Origin of the sequence: Arthrobacter sp. U41 (assembly GCF_007679325.1) — a bacterium.
In the GTDB taxonomy this organism is placed as follows: Bacteria; Actinomycetota; Actinomycetes; order Actinomycetales; family Micrococcaceae; genus Arthrobacter.
Window position 1 is genome coordinate 1,772,368 of record NZ_VEGI01000001.1, and the last position, 13,749, is coordinate 1,786,116.

Sequence of the window (13,749 nt, forward strand, 5' to 3'; positions counted from 1 at the left end):
CCCGGGACCAGCCTGCCGGACGGCGGAACTCCACTATTCTGGAAGGGATGAGTGAATCCCCAGAATTCCCCGAAACGCCGCAGCCACCGCGCCCGGTGACCCCCGGCAGCCAGGCCTCCTTCGGCACGTATGGAGGCCGTCCGGTCAGCTTTGTGCGCCGCGGCACCAGGTTGCAGGGCCGCCGGCAGGTTGCGTGGGAGGAGCATTCCGACCGGTGGGCGGTCGACGTCCCGCGCCACGTCGCCAACACCTCCGTGCATCCGGACTACGTCTTCGACGCCGAAGCCGAGTTCGGCCGCAAGGCACCGCTGATTGTGGAGATCGGCTCGGGGCTCGGCGACGCCGTCTGCCACGCCGCCGAGGAGAACCCGGACAAGGACTTCCTTGCCGTCGAGGTGTACACCCCGGGACTGGCCAACACCCTGATCAAAATCAACAGCCGAGGCCTGAGCAACGTCCGCGTTGTGGAGGCGAATGCCCCCGAGGTGCTCGCCACCATGCTGCCGCCCGGTTCCGTGACGGAACTCTGGGTCTTCTTCCCGGACCCCTGGCACAAGTCACGGCACCACAAGCGCCGCCTCATCCAGCCCGCGTTCGCCGAGCTCGCCGCACGCGCCCTCAAGCCGGGCGGCCTCTGGCGCATCGCGACGGACTGGTCCAACTACGCAGTCCACGTGCGGGAGGTCCTGGCCGGCTCCCCCGACTTCGAGAACCTGCACGACGGCGAGCGCAGCGGCCCGGAGAGCCCCCTGACCCAGGTGTGGGAATCCGGCGTCGAATCCCTCGTGGGCGGTGCCCCGGTCAAGGAGGGCCGCGCCCCGGTGAGCACCGAACACACCGGACCGAACGAGGGCATCGACGAGGCCGGCGGCTGGGCGCCGCGGTTCGACGGCCGGATCCTGACGAGTTTTGAGAACAAGGCGCACGAGGCGGGCCGGCTGATCTTCGACCTCAGCTACCGCCGCCGGTAGGCCAGGTCCGTCTCCGGCGGCCCCGCGTGCCGCCCCGCCGGTGCCCGGATTCAGGGATGCTGTTCCCGGGCGGCTCCGCGTGGCACGATTACCGAAGATGAAAGAACCGGGCGAAAACGGAAGTCCGGCAGAACCACCGAGTCAGCTGAGGAATCCACCATCAAAAGAGAACTGAAAACCGCCGCGGACACTGCGGAAGGCATCACCAATTCCCGTGCACTGGAGCTGGTGGCCAGGGCTGGTTTTGCCGTCAGCGGCATCCTGCACCTCCTCATCGGAGTGGTCGCGATCCGGCTCGCCATGGGCGGCCAGGGCAAGGCCGACGTCAGCGGGGCCGTGGAGCAGCTCGGCGGTCAGCCGGCCGGTCCGCTGCTGTTGTGGACATCGTTCGCGGCGTGTGTGGCCCTCGCCATCTGGCAGGTCAGCGACGCCATCTTTGATTTCGAGCACCTGCCGGCCAAGAAGAAACTGGCCAAGAAGCTCAAGGCCGCACTCCAGGCCGTGGTCTATGCAGGCCTTGCCATCACGTTGTTCTCGTTCGCCCGCGGCGCCGGCACTGACCAAGGCAGCTCGACGAGCGATCTCACGGCCTCCCTGCTGAAAGCCCCCGGAGGCGTCGCCCTCCTGCTCGCCATCGGAGCGGCCGTGGCGGTCACCGGCGTCGTGTACGCCATCCGGGGCTTCCGCCAGTCCTTCGCCAAACACCTCCGCCTCCCGGCCTCGGAGAAGGCTAGGAAAGCGGTGACGGTCCTGGGCGTCGTCGGCTATGCGGCCAAGGGCGTCGCCCTGCTGCTGGTTGGGCTGCTGGTCATCATCGCCACCATCAAAGCGAACCCCGAGGAATCAACGGGGATCGACGGCGGGTTGAAGGCCCTCCGCGAACAGCCGTTCGGCGTGTACATGCTGGCCGCCGTCGGCATCGGCCTGATCTGCTACGGCGTCTTCATGATGGTGCGGGCGAAACTCGCCAAGATGTAGGGCCCGACGGCGGCGCTCCCGCCGCCTGGCTCCCGCCGAATGTCAGGGCTTGAAGTCGTCGTGGACCACAACCCTCGACAGCTCAATCGTTCCGTCCGGCAGGCGCCAGAAGTGCAGCCGGCGGGCCGACGCCACGTTCTGCTCGATCGCCGCGCGGAAGCATTTCGCCCCGTCCCCGCGTGCCACCTGGGCCGCGTCGCCGCTCCCGCTGGTCCGCAGCGCATGGATTTCCCGCGCGGCGTTCCGCTCCGCCACTCCGGTGAGGACCTCCACCGCGGCCTTCAGCGCCTTGCCCACCACGCCGGGTTCGGTGAAGCCGTAGAGGGATGCCGCAAACCGGGGGCCCGCCGTCCAGTCTGAAGGCAGCTGCAGCCGCGCCTTGTCGCATGCGGGTACGTTCTTGGCCCAGGCGAGGTACACATCGTGCCGCAGCCGCTCCTCGTCGGTCACGAACAGCCCCGCCGAATCAGCGGCCAGTGCGCGCTTGAGCACCTGCTGCGTCCGGCGTTTGTAGGCCCGCAGACCGAGGAGCTCATCCTGCCGCCGGACGAGCCGGTCCGCCGCGTCCTCCAACGCCGCCCCGGCGGCCTCCGCGATTTGTTTTTCCGCGTCGAGTTCCGCCCGGAGGGCATCGAGCTCCTGCTGGACGCTGACGAGCCTGGCCCCTGCCTGGCTGGCGGCGGCAACCAGCTCCTGCAGGGCTGCCACCTTCCGCCGCTCCGCTTCCAGCTGGAGCTGCGCGGTCATCAGGGCTGCCGACGCTTTGGGGGCGGGAAGTGCAGTTGCCGCGGAGCCGCCGTCGGGCACCGCGGCAACGGCCGCTGTTACCTGCGGGGCGCCGGTCCCCCCGGCCGGGAACGTCCGGCCCGAGGCGGGCTGGCCGGTGAGGTGCCTGCCGGGCAGCAGCCAGGGCGTGCCGCCGGTCAACAGCGCGGGTGCTTCCTCGACGGCGGCGTCATCGTCGACGTCGAGCAGCGACAGCACCACCGCCCCGTGTTCCCGCAGGAACCGCGCCACCACCACTTCGCCTTCCGTCACCAGGCTGTCCACCGTGTCGAGGGGGTTGGACGAGACCCGGGTCTGTTCAACGGTCCAGCTTGATCCGGGATAGAGGGTGAGCTTCGCGCTCCTGGCGCTCACTTGTTCCGCCAGGGCGAGGACCAGATCCCCGGACCGGTACAGGTCCGCGAGCCGGGGAGTCGTCCGCAGGTCCTTGATATCAAGCGTCTTGTCGTCGTCGTTGAGTACCCCCTCGACGGCCTGGCCAAGCGCCAGCATCCAATCGAGGCGGACCGGCGGGGACACGTGCTCGCGCTGGATCGTGCAGCAGCTGCCATCGCCGAGTTCCACGATGGCCCGGGACCCGGCGCTGGCGAAAGCCTTGACCGTACCCCGGACGCGCCGGGGCACGGTGCGGACCGGCGGAGCCTTCGGCGGAACCACGGTGATCAGGTTCAGCACGTCCTCGATGATGTCCTCGGCCGCGCGGACAGCAGCCCGGCGGTCCCGCGCCATCCGGAGCGGACTCCGGTGCACGTCCGCCATCCAGCGAAGATCCTCCGCGTAGACGCGAGCCGCGTTGCCGAACACGTGTGCCCCGTACGGCAGGCTGTCGCCGAACGCATAGCTCTCCGGACCGTTTTCCAGCCAAAAGACTTCGGCCAGGTCCCCCACCTCCCGGGCGATATGTTCAACGTCGATCCGGTTGTCCCGCTGGTCCGGATGCCAGGAAACAACCGCCGCCGGTTTGGTCCGCCCGGCGGCCGTCAGGCGCAGAGCGAGTTCTTTCCCGGAAGTGACAACCACATAACCCTGTTCCATAACGAATCCCCATTCGCAGGTGCGGACGTCCATGCCGCAGGTGGCGGAGAGGCCGACGGCTCTCCCACCATGAGTAGAACAGGGGGCTCTGACAAAGTAGCCGGACCGCCGCCGTTACCCGTGCGGCACGGCGATGACGGCCATGGTCTCCTGTTGCGCGTTCCGCATCTCGACGCTGGCGATGTTGGTCAGCTGCAGGGGCGTGGCCCCGGTGATCCGTACCCTGCCGCTGGGCGTGGCCGTCCAGGAGCAGGCCCGGTCTTCACCGCCGTCGCTGTCTGTCACCCACAGTGACAAGGTGCCGTCCACCGGCAGGCTCCGGCCCTCAACCGCGAGCTCCGTACCCCAGGTCTTCTTGACCATGCCCACCGTGACCTGCAGTCCGTCGCCGGCCTGGACGGAGTAGCTGGCGTCCGGTTTGGGGGGCGGGTTGAACAGCGGCGCGGCCAGGATCCCCAACGCGAGGCACGCCGCGGCCGCCGCAGCCAGCGCCGCGCTCCAGCGGAGCCGTGCTTTCCGCCGCCGCGTGGCGAGCTGGTCGAGCAGCCGCCGCGGCGCGGCAGCCGGCGCGGGAACCGACGTCGCCGGTTCCCGCCCGGCCGCCGTGCCGAGGGCGACGGCGTCGGGCACCGGGAGCGCGTCCAGGAGCGCCGGGAGGCTGGCCAGTTCGTCCAGCTCATGCCGGCATTCCGGGCAACGGCCCAGGTGCTGCTCAAAGAGGGCGGCTTCCTCAGGCTCCAGGCCGCCCAGCAGATAGGCGCCCAGCAGCTGGTGCGGTTCTGTGGCACTCACCGTTGCACCCCCATTTCATCAAGGATCGTCCGGAGGGCGCGCACGGCGTAGAACGCCCGGGACTTCACCGTTCCGCTCGGAATGTGCAAACTGACCGACGCCTCCTGGACCGTGTAGCGGCGGTAGTGGAGTGCCACCAGAACGTCCCGGTGCTCCGCGCTGAGCCGCAGCAGTGCCTCTTCCATCAGGACCTTGTTGAGGAGTTCATCCACGCGTTCCGCCCCGCCCGCCGGGTCGGCCAGTTCGTGGTCCGTCGTCTCGCGCGGCCGGCGCTGGGCCTTGCGGTAGTTGTCGATCATGATGTTCCGGGCCGTCCTGAACAGGTAGCTCCGCAGGCTTCCCGTAATGTGAGGGGCCTGCTGCCAGACCCGTAGGACGGTCTCCTGCACGATGTCATCTGTCAGCTGCGGGTCGCGGCAGGCGCTGAGGACGAAGCGCCGGAGGGCGGTCCCGTGGTCGCGGTAGATCGCTGCCACCACGTCTTCGTCCAGCGGCATGACCGCCCTCCCTGGCCCTGAGGTTTCCGCACTGTTCCGCGCTCTCCGGTTTCGGCGCTTCTGTCCTTACGACGTGCGGGCCGCCGGAAAGGTTCACGCCGCCCCGGATTCCGGTGCGAAGTCCGGGACCTGCTGTGAACCATTCTTCCCCCGGCGGCGTCGTAACGGTTAGCGTCGGCCGGGCCAGCCGGCCGGTCCGAGTCAAGGATCAGCAGATGAAAAAGAGTTTCAGCATCGGTCTGTCCACCTTCGCCCTCGCCGCCCTGCTGTCCGGCTGCGCCGGCACTGGCGGAACCGCCACGTCGCCGACGACGACGGCCGGCAGCCCAGCGGCTCCGACGTCGACGTCCGCGCCGGCGACGTCCGCTCCGGCTGCGGCCACCGCGGACCTGAAAATCGCGGAATCCACCGCCGGGCCGATCGTGGTGGACGGCGAGGGCATGAGCGTCTACTACTACACCAAGGACGTCAAGGACTCCGGGACAAGCGCCTGCACCGGCGGCTGCCTCGAAGCGTGGCCCCCGGTCCTCGCCGCGTCGGACACACCAACGGTCGACGGCGTCACCGCCACCGTGGGCACCATCGCCACCCCCGATGGCAAGAAACAGCTGACCGTCAACGGGATGCCCGTGTACTACTACGCCGAGGACAAGGCAGCCGGGGACATCACGGGCCAGGGCGTCGGCGGCGTCTGGTATCTCGTGGCGCCTTCCGGTGAAATGATCACCGCGGCCGCCGGGTACTGACCTGCAGTCGGCCGGTCCCGGCGGCCGGGAGTGGGCTCAGTCGTCCTGGTGCGCGAACTCGACGGCGGCCAGAATCTCCTTGGTGTCCGGGTGGATCATGACCGCTTCGTCCTCACCGTCCAGCATGAGGAACTCGCCCTGGTCCGTGGTGAAATGCCAGGCCAGGGAGGTCTGGCCGTCATGTTCATAGTTGGGGTCGCCCATGGTGATTTTCAGGAGCGTGTGGCCGGCGACGTCGCAGAGCTCGCGGATGATTACTTCGAACTCCGGGGCATCCAGCAGGTCATCCTCGGCGGCCTCGGCCTGGCGTTCCGCGAGGTTGGGGATGCGGGACACACGTTCGGCGATGTGGTGGTCCAGCTCCTCCTCGTCCAGGATGAGGAGGTCCGCCTGGCTCCGGAGCCAGGCGGCGTTGAGCGCGACGATGTCCTCGGTTTCCAGCAGGGTGTCGAACTCGCCGTCGAGCTCTTCCATGAGCCGGACGGCGTCCGTGACGCCGCCGTCGGTGTCCCCGTCCAGCTCCGTGTCCCCGTCGAGGTACGCGGCTGCTTCCTCCTCGGAGAGTGAGTCGAAGGCCGCCGTGCTGCGGTTGAAGAGATCCAGGTGCGCGGCGGCGGCCATCCCCTCCAGACCGGCCCGGATGAAGGCGTCGATCTCCTCGCGTTCGGGCGCGGTGAACACGTACTGCGCGAACCCGCCGCCCAGCGACTGCGTCAGGTAGAAGTCAACGTAGTAGCTGCGCAGTGCAGCCGTCGCGATTTCCTCGATGTCCAGCAGCTCCGCGTACATCGTGTTGACCACGTCCACGTTCGCGTCGACGACGTCGGCGTCGCTGCCGTTGATGCACTCCCGCGGCAGGACCGTCGCGTACTTCGTGGCGGGAAGGGTGGTGGCAAGGCCGTTGCTCATGGAAGATCCTCACTACAGAAGGCGGGTGGCGCTCCGAACCCTTTCAACGTACGTTGCGCCCCCGGTACTGCAGGTGAGCCGGAGCTGAACGGCCGGCGAAGTTTGGGTGCCCGGGGGTGTCCCGGGGCGGCATATCCGGGCGGGCCGTCGGGGGACCGTTAGGACGGTAAATGTCCGGGTATTTTTTGCGTCCGGGCACTGTCCAAAATTTGCCTTAGACCCGTGGACTGGCATTTAAAATATAACTCGGTATGGTGATGGTAGATAGCGTTTAGAAAGGCGTGATTCCATTGTCAGGAAAGTCTCCCAGAAATATTAGTGCCAAAAAAACGGGAAAGTCGATCCTCGAAAAGCGGGCCGAGAAAAAGGCAAAAAACGAATCCAGCGAAACGCTGTTCGCAAAGCCGCGTAAAAACCAGAGGTGACACCTCCGCCCTGATGCACCCAAGAACTGCGGGCAGCCGGACGCGAGACTCCTAGCCGTGATCGGCTGCCCGCAAACAAACGGCCAGGGCGTCCAAGTTATGGCCGACTGGCCCAACGACCTTCAAGCGAACGAGCCGGGGTTTCACAAGGCTCTCATCAGGGACCGGGTGACTGCCGGCTGGATAACGCTTTTAAACCCGTGGAAATTGTCAACCGTTCAGTCACAGAAAGACCCTGTCATGCGCCAGATATGTGCTGCCCTGATAATTCCGGCCCGTTTTAGCCATTCCCTTCGCATCGAAGAGATCGACACATCTCTGGCCACGCGGCAGACCTTAGTCGAAGGGAACGTCGGAGCAATGTCGTATATGGATTGGCACGTTTATCTGAACGACGAGGCAGACTTCATCCCCCTGCCCCTGAACGCCCGGGCCGAAGTGCTGATCCGCGAAGCGGGTCTGCATCTCGAGGGGACCGTAAGCGGGACGGCTGTGTTCCTCGGACACGGAAGCAACGGCGACGAAGCGGACGCCCCTGCACACCTGCTCCGGCTGGCCGAACGCCTCTTCGACACAGCGTTGGCGGCCTAGCGAAGCACGCACTGTGGTCCCTGCTGCCCCGGGTACGGGGGGCCCGCCCGGCTCGCTAAGATGGATCAGATGACCAACTGCTGAAAGTAGTGCGCACATGCCATCCCATCCGGACGATAGTGCGGCACTGGCAATACAGACCCCCGCGATCAACGACCGCTCCCTTGCGGCCGGACTTGCCTACGCCATGGGAAGCCGCGTTTCCGGGATTTCCTTCGATGCCTCCACTGGGCTCATGCTCGGCAAGGTGCGGGGCGGCGCCGATGTGCCGTACTCGACGACGGCGAAGCTGGTCCGGAAGGCGGGCGGCTGGAGCTGCACCGTGGGCGTCTGCAGCTGCCCGGTCCGGAAGGACTGCAAGCATGTGGCCGCCCTGTTGTTTTCCGCCGAAGACAACCCGGCGATCCGGGTCCAGCTGCTGGCCCCCGCCGATGTCAGCCGACTGTCCCGGCAGGCCCCGGTGCTGGACGTCCCGGACTGGGAGCAGGCCCTCAGCCCGCTGATCGCCCAGCCGGGGATCACCCAGTCCACCAACGGCGTCCCGCTCGCACTGCAGTTCGAGATCGAGGAACCCGCCCCGCATTTCTCCTACACCGGCCGCCGGGATCCGCTGCGCAGCGTGCGCCAGCTGAAGGCGCGTCCCGTCATCATGGGTGCCAAGGGCAAGTGGATCCGCGGCGATGTCTCGTGGAGCACCCTGAGCTACCTGAGCTACCGGCGCGAGTGCAATGAGGCCCACGTCGAGTGGATGCAGGAGTTCCTCGCCTCGCACACCGCCCAAGCCAACCGCCAGCACGCCGGGACCGGGCTGTGGCTGGGACTGAACACCTATGCCGGCAAGAACCTGTGGAGCCTGCTGGCCCAGGCCCGGAAGATCGGCGTCGCCCTGGTGCACAGCCGAGGTTCGGACCCCGTGCGCCTCGTGGAGCAGCCGGCCGCCGTCGGGCTCAACCTGACCCGCTACGGGACCGCACCGGCCGACGGACCCGACGCCGACGCGGGCACCGCGCTGCCGGCAGCCGCCGGCAGGGACGGCGGCGGGCTGTCGCTCGCCCCCACCATCACAGTCGAGGGGGAGGTGGTGGATCCGGCGTCGGTCGGGACCATCGGACGCCCGGCTCACGGGATCTTCCTGACCTCCGGCGCGGATGCCCTGCCCGGCGTCGCACCATCCGACTCCGTCATCACGCTGGCCCCGCTGGAGGGCGGGCTCAGCGAGGAACTGCTGACCTTCGTCACGGCCGGGACCACGCTGCATATACCAGCCCGGGACGAGAGCCGGTTCCTGACCGGCTTCTATCCGAAACTCAAGCAGAGCGCCCGGGTCACGGCCACCGACGAGTCCGTGGAACTGCCCCAGCTGGCCGTCCCCACCCTGTCGCTGCTGGCGAACTACGGCGCCGACCACCGGGTCCGGCTGCACTGGGAATGGCACTACAAGTCCGGCAAGCTCGTCACGGCCCAGCCGCTGTGGCGCCACCCGGGCGATCACGGCTACCGGGACGACCCCGCCGAAGCCCGGATCCTCGAAGCCGTCGGGCAACCGTGGGACGTGGTGCCGGCACTGGGCGAGTCGGCCACCGGCGGCTGGGGAACACCGCGCCTGGCGGCCTCGGCTGAACTCAGCGGCCTCGACACCCTGGCCTTCACCGAGGAACTGCTCCCCCGGCTCAGTGAGGTTCCCGGCGTCACCGTGGACACCGCCGGCGAGATCGCCGACTACCGCGAGGCGGAGGAGGCCCCGGTGGTCTCCATCTCCACGAAGGCCACCGAACAACGGGACTGGTTCGACCTGGGCATCCAGATTTCCCTGGAGGGCCAGCCGGTGTCCTTCGCGGCCGTTTTCTCCGCACTGGCCGCAGGCCAGACCAAGATGCTGCTGCCCAGCGGCGCCTACTTCTCCCTGGACCTGCCCGAACTGCACCAGCTGCGGGCCCTCATTGAAGAGGCCCGGGAACTGCAGGACAACAAGGACGCCCCGCTGCAGATCAGCCGCTTCCAGGCCGGACTCTGGGACGAACTGGCGCAACTCGGCATCGTGGACCAGCAGGCCGCGGCGTGGCGCGAGTCCGTCGGGGGGCTCCTGGAAGGCGACGTTGTGGGCCTGCCGCTGCCGGCCACACTCAACGCGGAGCTGCGGCCTTACCAGCTGGAAGGGTTCAACTGGCTCAGTTTCCTCTACCGCCACGGCCTGGGCGGGGTCCTGGCCGATGACATGGGCCTGGGCAAAACTGTGCAGGCGCTGGCGCTGATCTGCGCCGCCAAGGAAGCGGCCGGGGGTGTGGCCGGGACACTGACCGAAGCGGCCGACGGCGGTGCTGCCGCTGCTGAGCCTGCCGGCGCTGCGCCCGGCACTGCCCCTGGCGCTGCGCCTTTTCTCGTCGTGGCTCCCACCAGTGTCGTGGGCAACTGGGAGGCCGAAACCGCCCGGTTCGCCCCGGGCCTGACAGTACGGGCCATCAGCGAGACGTTCGCCAAGAGCGGCTCGGACCCGGTGGCCGCCACCGCAGGCGCGGACATCGTGATCACCTCCTACGCCCTGTTCCGGATCGACTACGAGGCCTATGCGTCCAAGGAATGGGCCGGCCTGGTCCTGGACGAGGCCCAGTTCGTCAAGAACCACCAGTCCAAGGCCTACCAGTGCGCCCGGAAGCTCCCGGCAGTGTTCAAACTTGCCATCACCGGCACCCCGCTGGAGAACAACCTGATGGAGTTCTGGGCGTTGACCTCGATTGTCGCGCCGGGGCTCTTCTCAAGCCCCAAGCGGTTCGCCGAGTACTACCAGAAGCCGGTCGAAAAGAATGGGGACAAGGCGCAGCTGGACAAGCTCCGGCGCCGGGTCCGTCCGCTGATGATGCGGCGCACCAAGGAACAGGTCATCCACGACCTGCCGCCGAAGCAGGAGCAGATCCTCGAGGTGGTGCTGAACCCGCGGCACCAGAAGGTCTACCAGACCCACCTGCAGCGCGAACGCCAGAAGATCCTGGGCCTGATCGATGACGTCAACAAGAACCGCTTCACCATCTTCCAGTCGCTTACGTTGCTGCGACAGCTCAGCCTGGACCCCTCGCTGATCGATCCCTCACTCTCCGGGGTGCGCTCCAGCAAACTCGATGTGCTCTTCGAGCAGCTGGAGGACCTCGTGGCGGAAGGGCACCGCGCTCTGATTTTCAGCCAGTTCACCGGCTTCCTCGGCAAGGTCCGCGAGCGGCTCGTCGAGGAGAACATCGAGTTCTGCTACCTGGACGGCAGCACCCGCAACCGCACCGACGTCGTCAATGAGTTCAAGAACGGCGCCGCCCCGGTGTTCCTGATCAGTCTCAAGGCCGGCGGCTTCGGCCTGAACCTGACGGAGGCGGACTACGTGTTCCTGCTGGACCCGTGGTGGAACCCCGCCTCGGAAGCGCAGGCCGTGGACCGCACGCACCGGATCGGGCAGGCGCGGAACGTGATGGTCTACCGGCTGGTCGCCAAGGACACCATCGAGGAAAAGGTCATGGCGCTCAAGGCCAGGAAGTCCCGGCTGTTCGCCGACGTCATGGAGGGCGACGCGCTCTCCGGCGGGGCGCTCACCGCGGAGGACCTGGCCGGGCTGTTCACCGACTGACGCGCTGGATCCACACAGCAACGCGGGGTCATTTAGCGCCGGCAAGACCCGCCGGGGAGGGGCCGGAGCTGACCCCGCGTTGCCGCGACTGCAGCGATCGTTTCCGCCTCCCGTGGCGACGCTCCCGCCCAGTTACTCGGCACCGCACCCCGCCTCCGCGCCCGGAAACCGCGGGATTCCGCGGGATCCTAGGTGCAAGCGGAGGTGCGGACAGCAGCAACTGGGCAGGAGCGTCGGCAGGCCCCGGCAGGGGTGCCCGTGCCGGGGCTCAGCCCGCGTGATCCTGCAATTCGGGGGCGCGGTTTCCGGAACGCAGCAGGGGTGCGAAGAACGCGGCCAGCTCCGCCGTCGCCGTCAGCGGCAGGACGTTCGCCACGTACTGGTCCGGCCGCACCACCACCACCGCACCGCCGCGGTCGATGCCGCGCAGCTCGAAGATGTCCGCCTCAGGATCGGTGCCGTAGACCTTCTCCAGGTAGGCGAGCTTGAACGGCCCCACCTCCGGCTTGAACACCGTCGGCACGGCGCCGATGTCGATGCCCGTGTGGTCCTGCTGGTAGACCACCTTCACGTCGAACCACGCGTCACTGTCGGCACCTTCGGGGGTGGCCGCGAGCGGTGAATCCGGAGCCGTGGACAGCCACGCGCCAAGATCCGCGGCCGGCGACGGGGCCGCCGCCGACTGACCCGGCGCTGCCCCGTCCGCGAAGACGTAGATGCGCCAGCGGCCGTCCGCCGCGGCCTGGTGGCCGAGCTGGACCGGGTTGGTGTCGCAGACCCGCACAACCGGCGCGGATTTGAAGCGCTTGCCGACAGGGAAGCCGGTGGCCAGGTTCTGGTGCGTCGCCTCGGCGACGATCATCGACGGCGAGTACTCGGTCATAAAGCCCGCCGGAAACTCGGCGGTGCGCACGTAGAAGTCCTCGAGCTCGGAGGGGTTCTCGAACTCCTCGGGCTTCTTGGCCATGAGCGTCGACCACGCCTTGTCGAAGTCGATGAGGTTCTTCGCGACGACCTGCCGCTCCGCCGAGTAGGTGGAAAGCAGGCTCTCCGGGCTGCGGCCCTCCAGCACGTGGCCGAGCTTCCAGCCGATGTTGAAGCCGTCCTGCATGGAGACGTTCATGCCCTGGCCGGCCTTGGCGCTGTGCGTGTGGCAGGCGTCGCCGGTGATGAACACACGCGGCGTGCGGGTGCCGAGGTCCTCCGGGAGGACGTCGTCGAACCTGTCAGTGAGGCGGTGGCCCACCTCGTACACGCTGTGCCACGCCACGTTGCGCACGTCGAGCGTGTAGGGATGGATGATCGCGTTGGCCTTGGCGATGATCTGCTCGATGGTGGTCTTGCGGACCGCCCCGTTGTCGTCCGCGGGCACCTCGCCCAGGTCGACGTACATCCGGAAGAGGTGCCCGCCCTCACGCGGGATCAGCAGGATGCTGCCGCCGTCGTGGGACTGGATGGCGCACTTGAGGCGGATGTCGGGGAAGTCCGTATTGGCCAGCACGTCCATAACGCCCCACGCGTGGTTGGCCTGGTCACCGGCCATGGTGCAGCCGATCGAAGCACGGACCCTGCTGCGCGCGCCGTCCGCGCCCACAACGTACTTGGCCCGGACAGTGCGGGTCTGGCCCTCGTCGGGGCCGGAGGTGCGGAGAAGCGTCACCGAGACGGGGTACTCGCCCTCACCGACCTCGAGCCCGACAAACTCGTAGCCGTAGTCGGGCGCCATGCGGGAGGGCGCGTTGGCCATGAATTCGCCGAAGTAGTCCAGCACACGGGCCTGGTTGACGATGAGGTGCGGGAACTCGCTGATCCCGCCCGGATCGTCGAGGGTGCGGGCGCTGCGGACGATTTTCGAGGGGTTCTGGGGGTCCGGCTTCCAGAATGCCATCTCGGTGATGCGGTAGGCCTCGGCGATGATCCGCTCCGCGAAGCCGAAGGCCTGGAAGGTCTCGACGCTCCGGGCCTGGATGCCGTCGGCCTGGCCGATGGCGAGCCGCCCGGCGCGGCGCTCAACGATGCGGGTGGTGACGCCCGGGAACTGGGACAGCTGGGCGGCCGCGAGCATACCTGCGGGCCCGGTGCCCACAATGAGCACGTCCACCTCGTCAGGAAGCTGGGTGGGGCGGTCGATGCCGACGCCGGCAGCCGGCTGGACGCGCGGGTCACCGGATACGTATCCGTGATGGTGGAAATGCACGGGCTTTCCTCACTTCGTTGTGTGGCGGCCTGTCGCCGTCTTGCGTGTTCGATAATAGAATTTAGTGTTCGATAATCGAAATTTAGTCTGTGATCCAGAACTGTACGGCAGATATGACGTGGGTTACAAGTGGTTTGAGAATCCGCGGAATCAGGGGTTGACGATCCTGACTTCCTCAGCCATAGTCATCGTATACGATTTCGTACTCGATGAGG

General features: G+C 67.6%; 10 protein-coding genes. 5 read left to right on the forward strand and 5 right to left on the reverse strand.

Features of this window, described 5'->3' with window-relative positions; all coding sequences use genetic code 11:
- Window positions 1-47 precede the first annotated feature (47 nt).
- Window positions 48-971, forward strand: a complete 924-nt coding sequence (trmB, locus tag FS787_RS08300) for a tRNA (guanosine(46)-N7)-methyltransferase TrmB (protein WP_144671692.1) — start codon at window positions 48-50, stop codon at window positions 969-971.
- 171 nt (window positions 972-1,142) lie between these two features.
- A complete protein-coding gene (locus FS787_RS08305; RefSeq protein ID WP_144671693.1) occupies window positions 1,143-1,949 on the forward strand; it encodes a DUF1206 domain-containing protein in 807 nt (268 codons plus the stop codon).
- 42 nt (window positions 1,950-1,991) lie between these two features.
- Here the strand turns inward: FS787_RS08305 and FS787_RS08310 are convergent, their stop codons facing one another.
- From FS787_RS08310 to FS787_RS08320, 3 genes are all read right to left on the reverse strand, one after another.
- Window positions 1,992-3,770, reverse strand: coding sequence for a hypothetical protein (locus FS787_RS08310; protein WP_144671694.1), 1,779 nt, complete (start codon window positions 3,768-3,770; stop codon window positions 1,992-1,994).
- A 114-nt stretch (window positions 3,771-3,884) separates the two neighbouring features.
- The gene (locus FS787_RS08315) at window positions 3,885-4,562 is read right to left on the reverse strand and encodes an anti-sigma factor (RefSeq protein ID WP_144671695.1); all 678 of its coding nucleotides are present in this window, start codon (window positions 4,560-4,562) and stop codon (window positions 3,885-3,887) included.
- Complete coding sequence (locus FS787_RS08320; RefSeq protein WP_144671696.1) at window positions 4,559-5,059, reverse strand: sigma-70 family RNA polymerase sigma factor; 501 nt, start codon at window positions 5,057-5,059, stop codon at window positions 4,559-4,561. Before FS787_RS08320 ends, FS787_RS08315 begins: the two co-directional genes overlap by 4 nt.
- Before the next feature lie 215 nt (window positions 5,060-5,274).
- Between FS787_RS08320 and FS787_RS08325 the strand changes: the two genes are divergently transcribed.
- Complete coding sequence (locus FS787_RS08325) at window positions 5,275-5,805, forward strand: hypothetical protein (protein WP_144671697.1); 531 nt, start codon at window positions 5,275-5,277, stop codon at window positions 5,803-5,805.
- 36 nt (window positions 5,806-5,841) lie between these two features.
- On the opposite strand, the gene FS787_RS08330 is transcribed toward FS787_RS08325, so the two are convergent.
- Entirely contained in the window at window positions 5,842-6,714 is an 873-nt protein-coding gene (locus FS787_RS08330) for a hypothetical protein (protein WP_260982452.1), read from the reverse strand.
- Window positions 6,715-7,196: 482 nt separating this feature from the next.
- Here FS787_RS08330 and FS787_RS08335 point away from each other — a divergent pair, with 482 nt between their 5' ends.
- Window positions 7,197-7,730 (forward strand): hypothetical protein, encoded by a 534-nt coding sequence (locus tag FS787_RS08335; RefSeq protein WP_260982453.1) that lies wholly within the window; start codon window positions 7,197-7,199, stop codon window positions 7,728-7,730.
- A gap of 97 nt (window positions 7,731-7,827) precedes the next feature.
- Complete coding sequence (locus FS787_RS08340) at window positions 7,828-11,337, forward strand: DEAD/DEAH box helicase (RefSeq protein ID WP_144671698.1); 3,510 nt, start codon at window positions 7,828-7,830, stop codon at window positions 11,335-11,337.
- A gap of 268 nt (window positions 11,338-11,605) precedes the next feature.
- Here the strand turns inward: FS787_RS08340 and FS787_RS08345 are convergent, their stop codons facing one another.
- Window positions 11,606-13,534: an FAD-binding monooxygenase gene (locus FS787_RS08345; protein WP_144671699.1), complete on the reverse strand. Its 1,929-nt coding sequence runs from the start codon at window positions 13,532-13,534 to the stop codon at window positions 11,606-11,608.
- Window positions 13,535-13,749: the final 215 nt, after the last annotated feature.

Excerpts from the sequence above, each read along its gene's own strand:
- FS787_RS08325 (WP_144671697.1), top strand. The coding sequence starts at position 5,275 with ATGAAAAAGAGTTTCAGCATCGGTCTGTCCACCTTCGCCCTCGCCGCC.
- trmB (WP_144671692.1), top strand. The coding sequence starts at position 48 with ATGAGTGAATCCCCAGAATTCCCCGAAACGCCGCAGCCACCGCGCCCG.
- FS787_RS08310 (WP_144671694.1), bottom strand. The coding sequence starts at position 3,770 with ATGGAACAGGGTTATGTGGTTGTCACTTCCGGGAAAGAACTCGCTCTG.
- FS787_RS08330 (WP_260982452.1), bottom strand. The coding sequence starts at position 6,714 with ATGAGCAACGGCCTTGCCACCACCCTTCCCGCCACGAAGTACGCGACG.
- FS787_RS08320 (WP_144671696.1), bottom strand. The coding sequence starts at position 5,059 with ATGCCGCTGGACGAAGACGTGGTGGCAGCGATCTACCGCGACCACGGG.
- FS787_RS08340 (WP_144671698.1), top strand. The coding sequence starts at position 7,828 with ATGCCATCCCATCCGGACGATAGTGCGGCACTGGCAATACAGACCCCC.